At 39.6% G+C, this 18052-nt stretch carries 18 protein-coding genes and 3 pseudogenes; 3 read left to right on the top strand and 18 right to left on the bottom strand.

What is annotated here, in order from left to right:
- Nucleotides 1-54 precede the first annotated feature (54 nt).
- Nucleotides 55-165 (bottom strand): annotated as a pseudogene (locus H6G41_RS23000) (transposase); the annotation flags it as partial.
- Nucleotides 166-929: 764 nt separating this feature from the next.
- Here H6G41_RS23000 and H6G41_RS22990 point away from each other — a divergent pair.
- A pseudogene (locus tag H6G41_RS22990) lies at nucleotides 930-1260 on the top strand (IS1 family transposase); the annotation flags it as partial.
- A 36-nt stretch (nucleotides 1261-1296) separates the two neighbouring features.
- Here the strand turns inward: H6G41_RS22990 and H6G41_RS22985 are convergent.
- The 13 genes from H6G41_RS22985 to phnG form a co-directional block, all read right to left on the bottom strand.
- Entirely contained in the window at nucleotides 1297-2004 is a 708-nt protein-coding gene (locus H6G41_RS22985; protein WP_308796302.1) for a transposase, read from the bottom strand.
- A complete protein-coding gene (locus H6G41_RS22980) occupies nucleotides 1988-2500 on the bottom strand; it encodes a helix-turn-helix domain-containing protein (protein WP_190748958.1) in 513 nt (170 codons plus the stop codon). Before H6G41_RS22980 ends, H6G41_RS22985 begins: the two co-directional genes overlap by 17 nt.
- Before the next feature lie 50 nt (nucleotides 2501-2550).
- A complete protein-coding gene (locus H6G41_RS22975) occupies nucleotides 2551-3579 on the bottom strand; it encodes a transposase (protein ID WP_190748956.1) in 1029 nt (342 codons plus the stop codon).
- A 125-nt stretch (nucleotides 3580-3704) separates the two neighbouring features.
- Nucleotides 3705-4841 (bottom strand): phosphonate metabolism protein PhnM, encoded by a 1137-nt coding sequence (gene phnM / locus H6G41_RS22970; protein WP_190748954.1) that lies wholly within the window; start codon nucleotides 4839-4841, stop codon nucleotides 3705-3707.
- 191 nt (nucleotides 4842-5032) lie between these two features.
- On the bottom strand, nucleotides 5033-5758 hold the full coding sequence (phnL, locus tag H6G41_RS22965; RefSeq protein ID WP_190748952.1) for a phosphonate C-P lyase system protein PhnL: 726 nt from the start codon (nucleotides 5756-5758) through the stop codon (nucleotides 5033-5035).
- 55 nt (nucleotides 5759-5813) lie between these two features.
- On the bottom strand, nucleotides 5814-6587 hold the full coding sequence (gene phnK / locus H6G41_RS22960) for a phosphonate C-P lyase system protein PhnK (RefSeq protein WP_190748950.1): 774 nt from the start codon (nucleotides 6585-6587) through the stop codon (nucleotides 5814-5816).
- A gap of 59 nt (nucleotides 6588-6646) precedes the next feature.
- On the bottom strand, nucleotides 6647-7501 hold the full coding sequence (locus H6G41_RS22955) for an alpha-D-ribose 1-methylphosphonate 5-phosphate C-P-lyase PhnJ (RefSeq protein ID WP_190748948.1): 855 nt from the start codon (nucleotides 7499-7501) through the stop codon (nucleotides 6647-6649).
- A 46-nt stretch (nucleotides 7502-7547) separates the two neighbouring features.
- Entirely contained in the window at nucleotides 7548-8108 is a 561-nt protein-coding gene (locus H6G41_RS22950) for a phosphonate degradation HD-domain oxygenase (RefSeq protein WP_190748946.1), read from the bottom strand.
- Between the two features lie 49 nt (nucleotides 8109-8157).
- Nucleotides 8158-9366, bottom strand: coding sequence for an alpha-D-ribose 1-methylphosphonate 5-triphosphate diphosphatase (locus H6G41_RS22945; protein WP_190748944.1), 1209 nt, complete (start codon nucleotides 9364-9366; stop codon nucleotides 8158-8160).
- Nucleotides 9367-9505: 139 nt separating this feature from the next.
- Nucleotides 9506-10741 carry a carbon-phosphorus lyase complex subunit PhnI gene (locus tag H6G41_RS22940; RefSeq protein ID WP_190748942.1) on the bottom strand — a complete coding sequence of 412 codons (1236 nt, stop codon included), beginning with the start codon at nucleotides 10739-10741 and terminating at the stop codon, nucleotides 9506-9508.
- 42 nt (nucleotides 10742-10783) lie between these two features.
- Nucleotides 10784-11245 carry a GNAT family N-acetyltransferase gene (locus tag H6G41_RS22935; RefSeq protein WP_190748940.1) on the bottom strand — a complete coding sequence of 154 codons (462 nt, stop codon included), beginning with the start codon at nucleotides 11243-11245 and terminating at the stop codon, nucleotides 10784-10786.
- Between the two features lie 117 nt (nucleotides 11246-11362).
- Nucleotides 11363-11947 (bottom strand): phosphonate C-P lyase system protein PhnH, encoded by a 585-nt coding sequence (gene phnH / locus H6G41_RS22930; RefSeq protein ID WP_190748938.1) that lies wholly within the window; start codon nucleotides 11945-11947, stop codon nucleotides 11363-11365.
- A gap of 83 nt (nucleotides 11948-12030) precedes the next feature.
- Complete coding sequence (gene phnG, locus H6G41_RS22925) at nucleotides 12031-12483, bottom strand: phosphonate C-P lyase system protein PhnG (protein WP_190748936.1); 453 nt, start codon at nucleotides 12481-12483, stop codon at nucleotides 12031-12033.
- Between the two features lie 179 nt (nucleotides 12484-12662).
- On the opposite strand from phnG, the gene phnF reads away from it, so the two are divergent.
- Together phnF and H6G41_RS22915 are read left to right on the top strand one after the other, a co-directional pair.
- Nucleotides 12663-13391, top strand: coding sequence for a phosphonate metabolism transcriptional regulator PhnF (gene phnF / locus H6G41_RS22920; RefSeq protein ID WP_190748934.1), 729 nt, complete (start codon nucleotides 12663-12665; stop codon nucleotides 13389-13391).
- A gap of 147 nt (nucleotides 13392-13538) precedes the next feature.
- A pseudogene (locus H6G41_RS22915) lies at nucleotides 13539-13811 on the top strand (four helix bundle protein); the annotation flags it as partial.
- A gap of 57 nt (nucleotides 13812-13868) precedes the next feature.
- Here the strand turns inward: H6G41_RS22915 and phnE are convergent.
- The 4 genes from phnE to phnC form a co-directional block, all read right to left on the bottom strand.
- Complete coding sequence (phnE, locus tag H6G41_RS22910) at nucleotides 13869-14663, bottom strand: phosphonate ABC transporter, permease protein PhnE (protein WP_242038017.1); 795 nt, start codon at nucleotides 14661-14663, stop codon at nucleotides 13869-13871.
- Nucleotides 14664-14745: 82 nt separating this feature from the next.
- Entirely contained in the window at nucleotides 14746-15768 is a 1023-nt protein-coding gene (gene phnD / locus H6G41_RS22905) for a phosphonate ABC transporter substrate-binding protein (RefSeq protein ID WP_190748932.1), read from the bottom strand.
- A 121-nt stretch (nucleotides 15769-15889) separates the two neighbouring features.
- Complete coding sequence (gene phnD, locus H6G41_RS22900; RefSeq protein WP_190748930.1) at nucleotides 15890-16900, bottom strand: phosphonate ABC transporter substrate-binding protein; 1011 nt, start codon at nucleotides 16898-16900, stop codon at nucleotides 15890-15892.
- A gap of 111 nt (nucleotides 16901-17011) precedes the next feature.
- Entirely contained in the window at nucleotides 17012-17809 is a 798-nt protein-coding gene (gene phnC / locus H6G41_RS22895) for a phosphonate ABC transporter ATP-binding protein (protein WP_190748928.1), read from the bottom strand.
- Nucleotides 17810-18052 lie beyond the last annotated feature (243 nt).

Below are 18052 nucleotides of genomic sequence, written 5' to 3'. Positions count from 1 at the left end.
CCCGCAATAATAGCATGTGTCAGGCGATCACCTATGGAGAGATGATGTACGTTGTCCAAAAAATTTTGTAGGTAGAAGCGGCTTGAGGATTAACCATTCGGCATCGCTTAAATTACTTGGATAGGGTTTGCGGTGCGGATTTTCAATCTTTGGTAGACGACTCATCGACAACAACATCAATGTTATTGATTCAGCCTATAGTCTGAATAAACCGAGGCTCTGTTCTCTTTAGATTTTCTTTGCGAATCAGATCTCAAATACGTGTATTTTTTTACTGTCCAGACAGTGGGTCTACGTAGATTCGGAAAAATGGTAAGTGAAGAGGTAAACAAAATCAAATTTGCACCAAATGCGATCGCCAATTTACCGATGTGTACGACCCCGACAAAGGATATTCAGAGGAATTGAAACAAGAGTGCATAAAAATTATGCTTTGAATCATAATGTGAGAAAAATTTTGATCCATAAATTAGAAAAGAGTTAACGAAAATTCAGGCTTTCGCGCTAATCACAAATTAAAACTTTGAATCAAATTATGAGTGAGAGTTGAAATTCTGAATCATAACTAAAGAATGAGTTGAAAAAACACAATTGGACAAAACTTGCACAAAAAATCCCTGACAAAATTGTTCTAACTTAAACTTTCAATTCAAAATATGGTTCAAATACCCATGTTATGGTTCAAAACTTTTGTTTTAGTAGATATCTGAGTAAAAATAAAATATTTCATTGAACATGCGATTACCTAACAACAGAGCGATCACCTACTCAAATCGTAGCTGAATAATAATGATAATCTTGCCGTTGGATTGATACAAACGTCGCTTTTATAAATTTTTTTATCCCCTACACGATAATCATTATTAGTAAAAAAACTCGAATATTAAAAGTGAACTATAAACTGGATACTCATTTCTGAAGCATATCATGAGTTAAAATCTCAATTTTTAGTTCAAATCACAAAAATGTACCTCAATGGCATGGGTTTTCGCAAGATTGAACGGGTTACAAGTGTGCATCATACTATTATTATTTATTGGGTTAAACAACTAGGAGAAAAGCTACCTGACGTACCAAATGAAGATATCGTCCCAGAAGTTGGAGAACTGGATGAATTAGAGACTTTCATCGAACAAAATCTGGCTGTGGACAGCAGTAAATCACTTTACCCAAGGTATTTTGGCTTGGGTTTTAGGAGACCATAGTGCCGCAACTTTTGAGCCATTGTGGGAAATTGTCAAACAGTGGAAGAGTTATTTTTAGGACTAGTACAACACGGCGGAAATAAACAGACCATTAAATAGCCAAGACTTTACCCTTGTATGTCCACTTAAAAGGTTTAGCCATTCTTTGATTAAAGTAGTCGATAAACTGGAGGATTCGATTTTTCAAATCATCAAGACTTGCGAAACTTGCTCTTCTGAGTAACTTGCGAACCAAAATACTGAACCAAATCTCAATTTGATTAAGCCACGAAGAGTGTTTGGGTGTGTAATGGAAAACAATTCGATGTGTTGGGTCACTTAAAAAAGCAGCACGGGATTTCATGGATTTGAGTATGCCGCTTTTCCCCTTAATCCCCAAGTTAATATCCAAACCTTCTTTTTGTGCAACCAAACGAACCAGAGATTCAGACTGATGAGTGTTCAGGCAGTCCATAATCAAATCCCATTTTTTGGCATCAGGGTCAGCTTCAATCGTGCGACGAATATGAAGAGCAAAATCAACTTCTGTTCTGGAATCTCCACAAGTTGGCGCGACAATCTTACCAGTAGCAACATCAATATTGGCTATCAAGGTCTGTGTACCATGACGAATATATTCAAATTCCCTTCTTTCAACTTTACCCGGTCGCATTGGTAAGTCTTTTTCTAGACGCTCAGTAGCTTGAATACCCGTCATTTCATCAATCGATATTGTGCGCTCTGCGTTTTGAGCACGCTCAATGGCACTCATGTATAAACCAGTAATATTTTCCACTTTTTCGTCAAATTCTTCGTCCACAGGGGGGGGTTAACCAGTAGCGACTCTGGTGGGGTTTAAGTTCTGCTTCTTCTAATAATCTTCCAACATGGCGGACAGATATGCTTTCAATAATACCTTGTTTCATAATTTCGTCCGCTAGTTCTCTTGGCGTCCAATGACTTATTGGTCGTCCGTAATCTTCAGGTGGAGAACAGGCCAATGCAAACAACTCGATTACTTGTTCCATACTAAATTTTACTGGTGTGCCAACACGCTCTTGATCTTGTAATCTTTGAAAAATCGATAATTCTTTACCCTCGGTTTCTAACCATCGGTTTCGCCATAAACGAGCCATCTGCCGATTGATACCTAAATTCCGGGCGATTTCACGATGATTTTGACCCTCAGATGCCATCAGAATTATTTTGGCTCGTAGCGCTATCTGTTGCGGCGTATTATGTCTGTTGAGCAACTGTTGGAGTTGATCACGCTTGCCATCGCTTAAATTTAATATTTTAGGAGTTAATCTAGTCACACCCTGAGTTCTTGATACGCCCCCGAAACTGCTTTTAACCTGATTATTTATTATCCCACCAATATGGTCTGTTTATTTCCGCCGACCTGTACTAGTGTATTAATCTCGCAGCAGAGATTTTCTGTCAGAACTTGGAATAAGGTTTCGAGTTTCCAACGTTTGCGGTACATTTGGGCTATCAAAATTGCATTTGCCACCTCCAAAGGCAGATTTGTGAGAATAAAAATTTCTCTGTCCCCGTCGCGATTAGGCTGCTTCAAGCAGACCTTAATTCGTCGTGCCTTTAACAGTTGACCATCATCGGCACTCAAGATGATGTTTTGCTCAAATACAGTACCACTATCGCTTTGACCTACTAACCGGAAATCATCAGTTGCTTGCCACGGCAGGCTTTGATGCTGTCGGATAATAAAGTAGCCTTGACCAGTAGCAATACCGAATAAGAACTTGAGTGTACAAAAATTCCGGTCTGCGATCCAAACATCATCTTCTTCAACACTCACTAGCACTTCGTCAAACAAAGAGCGTTCTTGGGCATGACCATCTTCACAGGGAAATACGTCCACTGCCAACATCAAACTGGGATCAAGCACAACCAAAGATTGTCCTGGCAATGGGGCACTACTAATATCACGTAGCACTTTCAGACGGTGTTCGCTGCTAGCGATCGCATTCCCATCAATAATTTTTACTCGATAACCTGGTAGTAAATCCGGCATTGTGGCATTGAGGTGTCGAATCGTCGCTTCCATTTGACCAGCAACCTCTCTGACTAGCTCCCCACTGGTACTCGGTTCGATGCCATTGATTTTGTTGTAGACCGAGGTAACTGAAACACCGATTTTTTCCACTGATGCTTGGTGTGCTGCGTGTACTGATGGATGAACTCCGCAGACTACAAGGCTCATCAAATTCACTACTGTGGAGAATAATAGCTCACGAGTGTACTGGTTTTTGGCACTACGTTCAAATAGTTCATCAAGGATTTGAGGACATAATGCTTTCTCTAAAAGCCCACGAACCATTACCGATACTGGACTCTCTTTGACAAAACGTTCAAACACCTGCCCTAGCAACATTTTTTTCTCCACCCAACAGATTTGTACCTGTTTTTACAAAACTACAAATCTGCCCATCACACAACACCTTGAAAGGGCTAGTCCTAGTAGAAGATAAATCCAATGAAATTACCGCCATTCCCGCATTAAGCAACGCGATCGCCTCGGCAGATAGTTGCAGTTAAACGAGGTACGATACCATCATCATGGACAGTGATAAAATCGGCTCTTTTACCGATTTCTAAACTACCGCGATCGCTAAATACATTAATGGCTTTGGCTGGGTTACTGGTAAATAATTGCATTGCTTCGTAAATTGGTTTTTCTGTTTTCTGTGCAATCATAAAAATTGATTGCAATAAGCTTTGGGGAACGTAATCAGAGGAAATCACATCCACTAAATTTTGCAATACCAATTCCATTGCAGAAACATTACCAGAATGAGAACCACCCAAAACTAAATTTGGCGCACCCATTAATACTTGTAATCCTAAGCTGTGGGCTGCTTTAGCTGCTTCTAAGGTAGTGGGAAATTCAGCTAATACTGCACCATCTTGTACCGCTTCCTTAACGTGTTCCACAGTAGCATCATCATGACTTGCTAAGGAAATACCTTGAGTTTTGGCAAGTTCTACTAAAGCTGTCCGGTTTTTTTGTGCATATATTTCTTGTTTTTGCTGACGAGTTGAAATAAATTCATCCATTTGGTCAGCAGTCACACCATGTTTACCCATGTAATATTCTTTAAATTTATCCAACCGAATAAATTGGCGTTGTCCTGGGGTGTGATCCATCAATGAAATCATGGATAACAGAGGATGATTGATATATTGTGCGGTAATCTCATAGACCTGTTCATAAGCCAATTCACAGCGTAAATGCAGGCGATGTTCCACACAAAAGCGTCCGGCTGCTTGTCCTTGGGAAACAACATCAATCATCGGTGCATAGTTAATTAAGCGCGGAGAACCAGCTGCTACATCACCAATTGCGATCGCATCACATACTGTTGTGACTCCGGCGCTGGCTAAATCGCGATCGTGATACACTGCTGCGGCTTCTAAAGGCCAGCGAATACCGGGACGAGGAGACATACAGCGTTCTAGATTGTCGGTGTGTAACTCAATCAATCCAGGTAAAAGATAATCTCCCTCACCATTTTGTCCCTGACTCACAACCCCTGGTTGAATATCAGCAATCAATCCATCTCTAATTACTAAAGTACCTAGTATTTCTTGATTTGGTAGTTGCAGACGATAGTTAGTGTAAATCTGCTCGTTCATAATAATTTGTTGACTGGTGACTGGTGACTGGTGACTGGTGACTGGTGACTGATGACTGGTGACTGATGACTGGTGACTGATGACTGGTGACTGATGACTGATGACTGATGACTGGGAATGGTAAATGCTTTGTTGGGATAGTTAAGAAATCAACTGTTAACTGTCAACCGTCAACCGTCAACTGTTAACCGTCAACTATTAAAAATTAATTCGCGGTTGCAGAGTTGCGATCGCACTTCTTCATCGTGAAAAATTCCAATTAAGGAACAGCCTTGATTTTTGCGTTCTTGTAATAGTTCAATCACTACCTGACGATTACTAGCATCTAGGGCTGAGGTTGGTTCATCTAGTAGTAGAATTGGATAATCAACTACTAATGCTCTGGCAATATTTACCCGTTGTTTTTCGCCACCAGAAAAAGTTGTGGGGGAAAGCTGCCATAATCTTTCTGCAAGGTTGAGGCGAAGAAATAATTCTTTAACCTTGTTATATGCAATATCTATATTTATGCCTAATTCTAATAGTGGTTCGGCAGCTACATCTAAGGCTGGTACTCTAGGAATTACTCTGAAAAATTGGCTGACATATCCCATAGTTTTCTGGCGAACTGCTAAAATTTCGTGGGGTGCGATTTGGCATAAATCAAGCCAGTATTGTTCATGTTTTACCCAAACTGAACCACTATCAACGCGATAATTTGCATATAAACAGCGCATAAATGTAGATTTCCCAGTACCAGATGCTCCAGAAAGAGCGATACATTCTCCCCCATTAACTGTCAAAGAAACTCCTTCTAAAACAGAAAGTTGCATTCCTCCTTGCTGATGCAAAGTAAAACTTTTGCGTAAGTTTTCTACTTGCAAAAGTGCTTGGCTAGGAAAGTTTACGGAACTATGATTAAGAGTTAATGATTGCATGGTTAAGAAGTGCCAATAAAGAACAGTCAACCGTCATCAGTCAACCGTCAACAAATCATGGTGTTAAAGCTGCGCTGACTAGTAGCTGGGTGTAAGGATGTTGTGGATCGTCAAGTACTTGATCGGTTAAGCCTGATTCCACAACTTGTCCTTGTTGCATGACTAGTAATCTGTGCGCTAGTAGCCTGACTACGCCGATATCGTGAGTCACTATAATGACGCTAAGACGAAAATTGCGGACAAGCGATCGCAATAAATCCAATAACCTCGCTTGTACCGAAACATCCAACCCACCAGTCGGTTCATCCATCAAAATCAACCGAGGACGTGTCACCAACACACGAGCTAGTTGTAATCTTTGTTGCATCCCTCCAGAAAATTGCACTGGTAAATCATCTATCCTTACTGGGTCAATTTCTACTTGTCGTAGCCAATGTGCGGCTTCATCCCGAATATTACCGTAGTGTCGCACTCCTACATCTAGAAGGCGTTCACCGATATTGGCTCCCGCACTCACCCGCATTCGCAACCCATCACGAGGATTTTGCTGAACAAAACCCCATTCAGTTCGCATTAATAACCGTCGTTTAGCTTCCGCAAGTTGAAAAACTTCTATGTCTTCATCATTACGGTTGTTATAAGTAACATTACCTTGGTCAACAGTGATGTGATTAGCGATCGCACTCAGTAAAGTAGACTTACCCGAACCAGATTCACCCACAATTCCGAGAACTTGGCCAGGATAAAGATTAAACGAGATGCGATCGCAAGCCTTAATCGCACCATAAGATTTACTCAGATGATGAACTTGTAAAAGAGGTTTTGTCATTGGTCATTTGTCATTTGTTATTAGTCATCAGTCAACCGTCATCAGTCATCAGTCATCAGTCAACCGTCAACACTTCTTTTATTACAAAAATCCGTATCTGAACAAATCCACATTCGCCCGCCTTGGTCATCAATCACAACTTCATCTAAATAGCTTTCTGCGGAACCGCATAACTCACAGGCTTTATCCCATTTTTCTACGGTGAAGGGATGGTCTTCAAAATCTAGGCTTTTGACTTTGGTGTAGGGCGGAATTGCATATATGCGTTTTTCTCTCCCTGCACCAAATAATTGCAATGCGGGACTCATATTCATTTTGGGATTATCAAAGCGGGGAATGGGGCTAGGACTCATCAAATAACGGTTATGTACCATTACGGGATAATCGTAGGATGTGGCAATGTGTCCATGTGTGGTGATATCTTCGTAAAGTTTGACGTACATTGCCCCATATTCTTCTAAGGCGTGCATTTTTCCTGTCTCTACAGACGAGGGTTCTAACCAGCGTAAGGGTTCGGGGATTGGTACTTGGTAAACTAAAATCTGTCCGTCTTTGAGTGGTGTTTCGGGTATGCGATGGCGCGTCTGAATCAGAGTGGCTTCTTGGGTGTGTTCTGTTGTTTCTACACCGCAAACTTTTTTGAAAAAGCGACGAATATTCACAGCGTTTGTGGTGTCATCTGCACCTTGATCGATGACTTTCAGGACATCAGTTTGACCAATTACAGCAGCCGTTACCTGAATCCCACCAGTACCCCAACCGTAAGACATGGGCATTTCTCTGGAAGAAAACGGTATTTGATGTCCGGGAATCGCCACGGCTTTCAGCAAGGCGCGGCGAATAGAACGCTTTGTTTGTTCGTCTAGGTAGGCGAAGTTAAATCCAGTTTCTGGGGATGGGAGAGAAGTATTCATTTGATTGTTGACGGTTGACTGATGACTGTTAACAGTCCATGACAAGTTAGATGTGTGACAGCTTATTTAGAGAGGCGATCGCAAATTGGGTGAAGTGGTTTAAATCAGGTGTGGGTAGATTTTGGATTTTGGCTTTGTCGTCGTAAATTCTTAGCTGTACTGCATCTTCGGCGTAGGGTTGTTGAATAAATTGTTCTGCTTGTTCTGGGGAAAATATGCCTCCTTGGAGTTCTAAGCTGCGTTTGGAAGCAGCTGAGAGACTATCCCAGTATTCAGGATCAATTGAGCAAAGATAACGTTTAGCCGTGACATGAAGCCTAATTGGTTCTGTGACTGCTGGACTAAACATTTTTCCTAGTAAAGGTATAGCGCGATGTTCGTGGCGATCGTCTATACCTTGGCTGGCGGGATCGTCGCCTAAATCATGGATTAAATGTCCTAAATCATGGAGTAAACAAGCGGTAATCAATTCATGGCTTTGACCTGATTGTTCAGCGAGGCTAGCACATTGCAAGGCGTGTTCTAGCTGGCTGACAGCTTCTGCACCATACAATTGAGAACCTTTTTCGGTGAATAGGTTAATAATACTTTCGATGGTAGGGTTCATAGATAAATGTTGACTGTTGACTGTTGATGGTTGACGGTTGACTGGGTGTTTATTGGATTTGGTAGCGGGCGACTTCTTGTCCGGCTATGTATACAGATGAAATCGCAGTAATTGCAGATGGTAAGGAATTATTAGGAGATATCAAGAGGAAATCTGCATCTAAACCTGGGGCGATTTTGCCTTTGCGATCGCTAATTCCTGCGGCTTCTGCTGGTAGGCTAGAAACTAATGACCATGCTTTTTCAAATGACATTAAGCCTAATTCTTGGAGCTTGAAAGGGGCGTAAAACAGAGAAGGATAATGATAATCTGAGCAAAGACAATCGATAACGTTATTTTTCACCGCCTCAGCTACACTCATTAAACCTAAGTGAGAACCACCACGGACTAAGTTAGGCGCACCCATGAGAACGGCTGCACCATATTCACGACACTTTGCTGCTAAATCTACAGTCGCGGGAAATTCTGCGATCGCAACTCCGCGCTGTTGACTCAGTAAGACTTTTTCGAGGCTATCATCATCATGGGATGCAAGCGGAATCCTATATTTATGAGCCAATTCCACCAGTTCTTGTATTTGTGCGTCACCTTCATGTCGTTTTGCTGTTACCTGATTGATTAATTCTTCAATCTCTTCTAGAGACATGGACGATCTCTGCTTCACACTATTGATATAGCGGCTAAATCTCTTTTGATTACCTGGGGGTGGTAGATGATCGTTGATAGATAAAAGATGTACTTTACCAGATATCATCCAATCACATAACTCTTGATGTCCGGCTATATTTGCTTCTTCGTGTCTAATATGAATGCGATGATTGCAGTGTAAAACTTGTTTACCTACCCCTAAAATGAAGTCAATTAAAGCACGAGCAGAATCACGACTACGTAAACCAGGTTCGTAAGAGTCGGTAATTGAGCAGTAAAAAGTAGTGATACCGGATGCTAAGAGGTTACGGTCATTATCTGCGATCGCTATTGGTAGAGGAAAATTAACTCCCGGACGAGGACAAATCATCCTCTCAAAAGCATCGCCATGTAAGTCAATAATTCCTGGTAACATTTGGAGACCTTGAGCATTGACCAGATAAAATCCATTATGGCTTGGTGCCTGATCGATACTAATAAATTGCCCATCTTCAATTAAAACTGTGGCATCTTTTACCCAACCATCAGGAGTTAATACATCTACTCCTTGAATCGCAATTTTTGTATTATTTATTTTCGACAATGTTTGAATAGGTTGTGTTGTTGTCACTGACTTACACCAATTTGTGACTGATTAATAAAATACCTATAGCAATCCTAGTTCAGTTGTAAAAAATATCGTTTTGGCTGTTGACTGTTGACTGTTAACTGTTGACTGTCAACAAACATACATACGAATATTTCTCAAATCATTTAGGACTGCTATAAACCTGACTAACAGGAAAAGTTTCCTTGTTTAATTCCTGGCTTTCTGAAACCTGTGATTCTTCCGGCATAGCTGTTAAATCTGATGATTGATTATTTACTTGTTGCTGTCGAATTTTTCGTACTAAATTTAACTCTGCTTGAAAGTCTATGTAGTGTGGAAGTTTAAGATGTTGCACAAAACCTTGAGCTTCCACATTATCAGAATGTAAAAGCACAAATTCAACATTTTGCGCTGGCCCTTGAATTGTTTCTCCTAATTCTTCAGCGCGCATTGCTCTATCTACCAACGCCATTGACATAGCTTTACGTTCGTTATAACCAAAGGTGAGGCCATAACCACGGGTAAATTGTGCAGGTAATTCTTTACTACCTTTAAATTGATTTACCATTTGCACTTCGGTGACAGTAATATCTGCGATCGCAATTTCAAATCCCAATTCTTCAGGACAAATCACCACCTCTACTTCCCCCATGCGAATCTCTCCCGCAAACGGATGGTTTCTGCCATAACCCCGTTGTGTAGAATAAGCCAGAGATAGCAAAAAACCCTCATCTGCACGCGCTAGATTTTGCAGTCTTGCATCTCGTCCAGATGGAAAGGTTAATGGTTGGCGAGTTAAATCGAAGGGTTGTTGGTTGTTGATGGTTGACTGTTGACTGTTGACTGTTGACTGAAGGTTAAGAAATTCTTCTTCTGCTCCCCTGCTCTGTTCTGGTTGCATCAATCCTTCTCGATCTAGGGTGTCAATTACACGAGGAATTGGTTCTGTAATGGCTTCTGCTTCTGGTGCTGGTGGTATTTGTTCTTCTGCTATTAATTTAAAATCTAGTAGACGGTGAATATAGTCAAAAGTAGGGCCTAACTTTTGCCCTCCTGGAACATCTTTAAAAATGGCAGAAATGCGGCGTTGAATCTGCATTTTGCTGGTGTCTAAAGGTTGGCTGTAGTAAAAACGGGGAAGTGTTGTCCGATAGGCGCGTAATAAGAAAACTGCTTCGACTAAATCACCCCAAGATTGTTTAATCGCTAGAGATGCTAACTCTCGGTCATATAAACTACCTTCACACATTACCCTTTCTACTGCTAGAGTTAACTGTTGTTCAATTTGGTCTACAGTTAATTCAGGAATTTTCGGATCGCCTCTGCGCCTATTTTTCAGAAGCGATTCTGCATTTTGAATCGCCTGTTCTCCACCTTTGACTGCAACGTATGGCATATACTTTTTGTTGATGGTTGACTGATGACTGTTGACTGCGGATTATACGAAATGTTGGGTTGGTTGGAGTATGCATTTAAAGCTCCAACCGTGTTGCTCGAAGCCTAGTGATTGGTAGAATTGATGGGCGCGATCGCGTTTTAAATTAGAAGAGAGCATCATTTTATAACATCCAGCTTCAGCACTAAGTTTGAGCGCAGCTTTTACCATTTGACTACCTATTCCTTGTCCTCGCATAGAAGAAATAACCGTTACTGAATCTAGGACTGCAAATTTGTGATATCCCTGATGCATCATTGTTGGTGCATAAAGAAGGCTAAAAGTCCCTACAGGTTGCTCATTTAAATAAGCAATATAAATGTGATAATTAGGAATTTGTGTGATTTCTGCAAATATTTTTTCTAAATCATCTTTAGGTATAGGTGGCTGACCATCCATGTCAGCATATAACTGATTTAAGAGAGGTAAATCTTCTCGGTTCGCAATACGAATATCAATATTCATAAGTATGTTGGTGCAATTAAAGCTAACTTGTAAGGGCTGTCATTGGTCATTGGTCATTTGTAATAATTTAAAGAGTTTGCTTTATTTACAGTTTCTAGAAACCATGTCACATTTCTTTCATTTTGAATTACTAGTTCTAGGTAGTCCCATTACTGCATTTTCTGTAAATAAAAATATGTCTACACCTTGTGGATAGGCTTGATGATTCTGTCTCCAGAAATTCCAGAAATCATGAGGAATTGTAGGTGCAATAACACGTTCTTCTAAAATTCCCGGCCCTGTCAAAATTACAGGTTCTCCCATTTCAAAACTTTCTACCTGTACTAATAATGTTGTTGAAGCTTCTGGTTTTTCTGCCGTTCCCCAATTAAAAATAGGTAATTCTGGTAACACTGCTAAATCTTGAATTAAAGCAAAGTCAGCTTCCTCTGGGTACTGCGTAAAGCGACAGCCACTATGGAACAACAACCAAGCTTTAACTTGAGCATCAAAACTCGGTTGTAACCATACCACAACATCCAAATCCAACAAAGTTAAACAAGCAGCCCCACAAGCAGCCGTTAAACCCGCAGGTACACTCATTTGCGCTGTTATCTGATAAGCTATCCCTGGTCGTGCATGAGCATCCAACAACGCCCGAAACGTCCTTTGTGCATCATGAATCGAATCTTGTAACCCTGGTAATTGTGTAACTTTAGTCATTTTTCATTTGTCATTTATTAACTGTCATCAGTCATCAGTCAACACTTCGACAAGCTCAGTGCGGCGCAGTCAACCGTCATCATTTATTCCCCTCTCACCATTGTGAAGAAATTAACCTTTGTCGCTTCTGTTTGGCGTTGTTGAAGTTCCTGCTGCTGCTGGTATTCTATTTGCAAGGGTTGAATGACTTCAGCTTGAATGCGATCGCGCCAATGTGGAGTTTGTAGTAATGCATCACATAAGGCTGCTAATTCTGCATGGCGGTGCGATCGCCCTGCTATATATCCAAATCCTGCGATCGCTTCTTCTAGGTTCTCTAATTGCACAACGCAGCGAGTCATGGTGATTTCGCCTAAATTAAACGCCTCCCCTGTACCGCCAGCACGTCCCCGCACCATCGCCAGTCCAATCTCTGGAGAGCGTAAAAAGCTATATTTGGGCAAATTATCTAACTTATTGACCAATTTTTCTAATATCTCTAACTCAGCCTTCGCTAATGTTGCCATCCATGCTTGTCGCTCGCTCACAGTAGGCATAGGGTTGGTTTAGGGTATTTTGTTTTAAACTATTCTTAACTTGTCTAGACATCTAGATGAAAGTACATTAACGCAATTCCGACAACTTGACAATCTATTAGGAAAAATTCGTTAACAGTCAACCGTCATCAGTCAACAGTCAACAGTCAACAGTCAACCGTCAACCATCAACAAAAAAAATGCCTGTATATATTCAAATTGCTGACCAAATCAGACAAAATATTCATCAAGGGGTTTATCAAGTTGGTGAACAACTACCAACAGAAACCAAGTTAGCGGAACAGTTTGCAGTTAATCGCCATACTCTTAGACAAGCGATCGCACTCTTAAAAAATGAGGGATTATTACGAGTTGATAGAGGAAGAGGGACTTTTGTCGCCGCTAAAACTATCCGCTATGCGATTGGTAAGCGTGTGCGTTACAACCAAACCTTAAAAGCGCAGGGTTGGCAAGCGAGGTTTCAATTATTGCGTATATTAGAAGTACCTGCGGATGATGCGATCGCAAAAGGATTAGAGATTAATTATGGTGAACCTGTAGCATTAATTGAACGTTTAGGTTTTGCAAATGAAGAACCCATTAGTGTAGGAACGGGATATTTTCCACTGAAGCGATTTCCTGATTTTTTAGAGCCAAAAAATATCAAAATTTTGCAAGAACAACAATCAATTTCTCAGCTTTTACAACAGATATATGGATGCGATCATATTCGTAGAAGTACCTGCGTTTCTGCTCGTTTAGTTCAGCCACAAGATGCAAAATGGCTGCATCTACCCCTCAATCAACCCATTCTTTTAGCTGAATCAGTAAACGTTGATCAAGCAGGTAATGTAATTGAATATGGTGTAACTCGACTGCGAGGCGATCGCATGGAATTGTTTTTTGAAAATGATTTATTTGTTGACTGATGACTGATGACTGATGACTGATGACTGGTGACTGGTGACGGTAAAGACTTGTTGAGTTAGTTTAGCAGTTAACTGTCAACCGTCAACCATCAACCATCAACAATTATGGAAACTTTTCAGAATTTGCGAGTTTAGCAATTATCCGAAAATCTCGCAAATGAAATTTGGTTTATTATAGAGAAATGGGATTACTTTGCAAAAGATACAATTGGCAAACAGATTGTTAAGTCAGCTGATAGTATAGGTGCTAATATCGCTGAAGGAAATGGTCGTTATAATTTACAGGATAATCAAAGATTCATAAAAATTGCTAGAGGTTCTTTAAACGAGACAAGACACTGGCTAAGGTTAGCTTGTAAGCGCAAACTTTTAACCCAACAACAAATAGATAAAATTAAACGCCTATCTCAACTCCCTTAAACGCAAATCCAATAACATTTAACAGCCACCAGTCAACAGTCAACCGTCAACCGTCAACTAAACTAACCATTCCCTAACTTTTGCAGAGACTACATCAATTGTGCCAGTGGCAACAATTAAAATAATGAGAATTGCACAAACTTTTTGATATTCAAATGCGCCAAAGCTTTGATATAGAGAAACACCAATACCACCAGCGCCGACAATTCCTAACACAGAAGCAGAACGCACATTTGATTCAAATCTGTAAAGGGTAAAAGAAGTCCACAAAGGCATAACTTGGGGAATTACGCCATAAATTACTTCTTGAAGTTGATTTGCACCTGTGGCTCTAATACCTTCAACTGGGCCAGGTTCTATTGATTCTACTGCTTCCGAAAATAGCTTGCCTAAAGTACCTGTAGTATGAACAAATAAAGCCAAAACTCCAGCAAATGGGCCTAAGCCTACAGCAACTACAAATATTAGTGCAAAAACAATTTCGTTAATAGCACGCATAGCATCTAAAATACGGCGTGTGGGTTGGACAATCCACACAGGACACATATTATTAGATGCTAAAATTGAAAGAGGAACAGCTGCGATCGCAGCCATTAAAGTCCCCCAAATTCCCATCGATATTGTAATTAATGTTTCAGAAAAATAATACTTCCAATCACTAAAGTCTGGGGGAAAATAGGAACGTATATATTCCGCCATATTATCCCCCCGTTGTAGAAGTACAGGGAAATTCAATTCGCTTTGATGATAGGCAAAAATTAATACAGCAGCAATTAAAATAAAAAACAAAACTCTTTGAATACTAACAAGCTTTGCTTCTTTGTCTAACATTGCTACTACAGCAGGAGACATGTTAGTAATGCTTTGATTTAGCGATCGCACTTTTTTTCACCTAATAAATTACCCATTATTGCTGTCAACCGTCAACAACTCCCTAATTCAGTTGAATCTCTTTAAGTTGCTGATTGAGTTCTGCTAATTTTTGCTGTTTTTCTTGCTCGCTGATATCCTCTTTGGCTTGAGTATCTTGAATTTTTTTAGCAATTTCTAGTTCTCGAATCGTATGCCAAGTTTTATCTTCCGCCTTAACAAAGCCAGAAATTCCAAATGGTTCTAAAACTTTAGCGTCTTTATAGTTATAGAAGAAGTTGTGAAATTTCTGCTTGATGTCTGCTGGTAAATCCTGACGATAAACAATCGGATCGCTGGGAATTAAAGGTGATTGCCAAATAATTTCAATTTTTTCTCTAGCCGTAGGGTTAGTTTTTTCCAAGCGATTTAATGCTTCATTACTCACGGTAGCTACATCTACCTGTTTATTAGCTACAGCCATAGCACAAGCTTCATGATTACCTGCAAAAATTAAGCGTTTAAAAGCTTTTTTGGGGTCAATATTATTTTTGGTAAAAATATAGTAGCTGGGAACTAAAAACCCAGAAGTAGAATTAGGCTCATTAAAAGCAAAGGTAAGATTGGCAGCATTTTTAATCACATATTGATCGCCACCTACTGCTTTAGCCGCAGCAGTAATAGGATTATCTTTATTAGCAATTAAATGAGAATAGTAACCTCTAGTACCATCTTTACTAACAACTTGAGCAAAAGCTTCTGCTTCAGCAACTTTTGCGGCTTCAATATAGGATTTACCACCTAACCAAGCTGCTTGAACTTTACCGAAGCGCATGGCTTCTATAACTGCTGCATATTGTGTGACATAGAAGGGTTTAATAGGAATCCCAACTTCCTTTGACATAGCAGCAGCAAAAGGTTCCCAAATTGGTTTTTGATTAGCTTGGGATTCTGTAGACAGTACACCAAAGTTAATTTCTTTAATCGCGGAATTACTAGCTGAATTACTATTATCAGCATTAGTAGAACTACAAGCTGAAAGTATTTTGGCACTTGCCAAAGTTAAAGTAAACAAAGAAGCCTGCTGAATAAATAATCTTCTGTGCATATCTTGATTCTTTTATGTAATAAAAATGTTTTTTTGAACAATATCTGATGCGATACAGGAACTATTTCACTTGCTAATATTCAAACATTAGCCGTCAAACATCAACTATTAACAACTAAAATTAACGTTTTTGTAATGCGCGCAATTGATTATTTAAGTTGTTCAGTTTTTGTTGCTCGGAACTACTCAGATTAGGTTTAGATTGCAATTCTAAAACCTGTTTAGCAAGATCTAATTCCCGGATCGGGTTCCAAGTTTTATCATTAGCAGGAACTAAAGCCGACCACTGTAAAGGTTCAAGGATTCTTTTATCTTTAAAACTGTAGAAGAAATTACGCAATTTTTTCTTGATATCTTCTGGTAAGTCTTTACGATAGGCAATAGGATCGCTAGGAATAATTGGTGATGTCCAGATGATTTCAATTTTTTTACGTGCTGCTGGATTAGTTTTTTCTAATCTTTCTAAAGACTCGTTATTATTTGTAGCTACATCTACTTGGTTATTAGCAACTGCTAATGCTGTGGCTTCGTGGCTACCAGAGAAAACTAAACGCTTAAACGCTTTTTTGGGATCAACTTTGTTTTTTGCAAAAATATAGTAACTTGGTACTAAAAAGCCGGAGGTCGAATTAGGTTCATTGAAAGCAAATGTCAGTTTAGCAGCGTTCTGAAGTACATATTTATCGCCACCTTGTCTTTTAGCTGTAGTAGTGATGGAATTATTTCTATTAGCGATTAGATGTGAGTAATAGCCTTTTTTACCATCAATAGCCACAGTCTGAGCAAATGCTTCTGCATTAGCAATTCTGGCAGCTTCGATATAAGATTTACCACCATACCAAGCTATATGTACTTTACCAAAACGCATGGCTTCAATTACACCTGCATATTGAGTAGCATAAAAAGCTCTCACAGGAATGCCAATTGATTTGGACAAAGCTGCAATAAAAGGTTCCCATAAAGGCTTTTGATTAGCTTGGGATTCTGTAGAAATAATGCCAAAATTTAATTCTTTAATTGATGCAGCTTGTACTGGTTCAATCCAATTGTTAGCAATTGCATAAATAGTTTTAGTACCTAGTAAAGATGCCCCAAATAAAGCAGAATTTTCAATAAATAATCTTCTTTTCATGTTTTATTGCTTAGGGAACTAAATTTTTGAACCTCAATGCCGTAAATATGCAAACTTGTGATGCAGGATTAACGATTTTTGAGTATTAAGTGATACAAGAATTGATGAGAATTATACGAGTAGTTCACCATGTCCTCGCATGACGAGTTCTTCTGCGGCTGTACCGTAAATTTCATTGAGTTTTTTGTCATCTAATTCTATAGTTGCGCCATCAAACATGACTTCGCCATCTCTCAGCGCGATCGCTCGCTCAAAATAACGTCGCACCATCTGAATTTGGTGTAGGGAAACAACTACCGTAATTCCGCTTTGGCGATTCAATTGCACAAGTAATTCCATGACTTTCCGCGCCGATTCAGGATCTAGCGAAGCAATTGGTTCGTCTGCAAGGATGATTTTCGCTCTTTGTACTAAACAACGCGCGATCGCCACTCGTTGTTGCTGTCCTCCAGAAAGCATAGAGGCGCGTTTGTAAGCTTGTTCTAGAATCCCAACTCTTTCTAGTGCCGCCAGAGCTTGAAATTTTTCTTCTTTGGTAAATAAATGTAGTATTGAGCGCAAAATAGATAATTTTGCTAAGTTACCAACGAGAACATTTTCAATAACTGTCAGCCGATTTACCAAGTTAAACTGTTGAAAAATACAGCCGATTTGGCTGCGTAAGATTCTAATTCTAGAGTGTAATTTACCCTTACTTTGGAGAACAGTGCCAAAAGTATAAACTGTGCCCACATCTCCAAGATGCAAGCCATTCATGTGCCGTAAGAGCGTAGATTTTCCGGAACCAGATGCACCGATAAGGGCAACCATTTCCCCGTCATTAATTGTGCAGCTTACGTTTTTAAGCGCTATTTTACCCTTGAAACTCTTCGAGAGTTTACTAACTTCGATTGCCACTTTACTTGTCATTTTTTGACAGTTAAATCTCTCTAACTTAAATTTAATAATCTTGTTTGTTTAAGAATCAATTAAGCCAAGGATAATTTATAGTTTTTTTGTTTAATTATCAGTCTAATGAATGAGTTCATCATAAATATATATCAATATAATAGAGATTTTTTCATGTATCTCTACTGCTACATTGCTTGGTTAAAAATTAATTAAATAAAACTTAAATTATTATCATTCCAAGAAATGTGTTTTCTTTAAATA

The organism is Tolypothrix sp. FACHB-123, assembly GCF_014697075.1.
Taxonomy (GTDB): domain Bacteria; phylum Cyanobacteriota; class Cyanobacteriia; order Cyanobacteriales; family Nostocaceae; genus Aulosira.
This window is presented reverse-complemented; position numbering and strand designations above follow the sequence as displayed.

Coding starts and splice junctions, on each gene's coding strand:
- H6G41_RS22940 (WP_190748942.1), bottom strand. CDS start 10,741: ATGCCATACGTTGCAGTCAAAGGTGGAGAACAGGCGATTCAAAATGCA.
- phnH (WP_190748938.1), bottom strand. CDS start 11,947: ATGACTAAAGTTACACAATTACCAGGGTTACAAGATTCGATTCATGAT.
- phnK (WP_190748950.1), bottom strand. CDS start 6,587: ATGACAAAACCTCTTTTACAAGTTCATCATCTGAGTAAATCTTATGGT.
- H6G41_RS22935 (WP_190748940.1), bottom strand. CDS start 11,245: ATGAATATTGATATTCGTATTGCGAACCGAGAAGATTTACCTCTCTTA.
- phnD (WP_190748930.1), bottom strand. CDS start 16,900: ATGAAAAGAAGATTATTTATTGAAAATTCTGCTTTATTTGGGGCATCT.
- H6G41_RS22975 (WP_190748956.1), bottom strand. CDS start 3,579: ATGTTGCTAGGGCAGGTGTTTGAACGTTTTGTCAAAGAGAGTCCAGTA.
- phnM (WP_190748954.1), bottom strand. CDS start 4,841: ATGAACGAGCAGATTTACACTAACTATCGTCTGCAACTACCAAATCAA.
- H6G41_RS22955 (WP_190748948.1), bottom strand. CDS start 7,501: ATGAATACTTCTCTCCCATCCCCAGAAACTGGATTTAACTTCGCCTAC.
- H6G41_RS22950 (WP_190748946.1), bottom strand. CDS start 8,108: ATGAACCCTACCATCGAAAGTATTATTAACCTATTCACCGAAAAAGGT.
- phnG (WP_190748936.1), bottom strand. CDS start 12,483: ATGCCTACTGTGAGCGAGCGACAAGCATGGATGGCAACATTAGCGAAG.
- phnF (WP_190748934.1), top strand. CDS start 12,663: ATGCCTGTATATATTCAAATTGCTGACCAAATCAGACAAAATATTCAT.
- phnD (WP_190748932.1), bottom strand. CDS start 15,768: ATGCACAGAAGATTATTTATTCAGCAGGCTTCTTTGTTTACTTTAACT.
- phnC (WP_190748928.1), bottom strand. CDS start 17,809: ATGACAAGTAAAGTGGCAATCGAAGTTAGTAAACTCTCGAAGAGTTTC.
- phnE (WP_242038017.1), bottom strand. CDS start 14,663: ATGTCTCCTGCTGTAGTAGCAATGTTAGACAAAGAAGCAAAGCTTGTT.
- phnL (WP_190748952.1), bottom strand. CDS start 5,758: ATGCAATCATTAACTCTTAATCATAGTTCCGTAAACTTTCCTAGCCAA.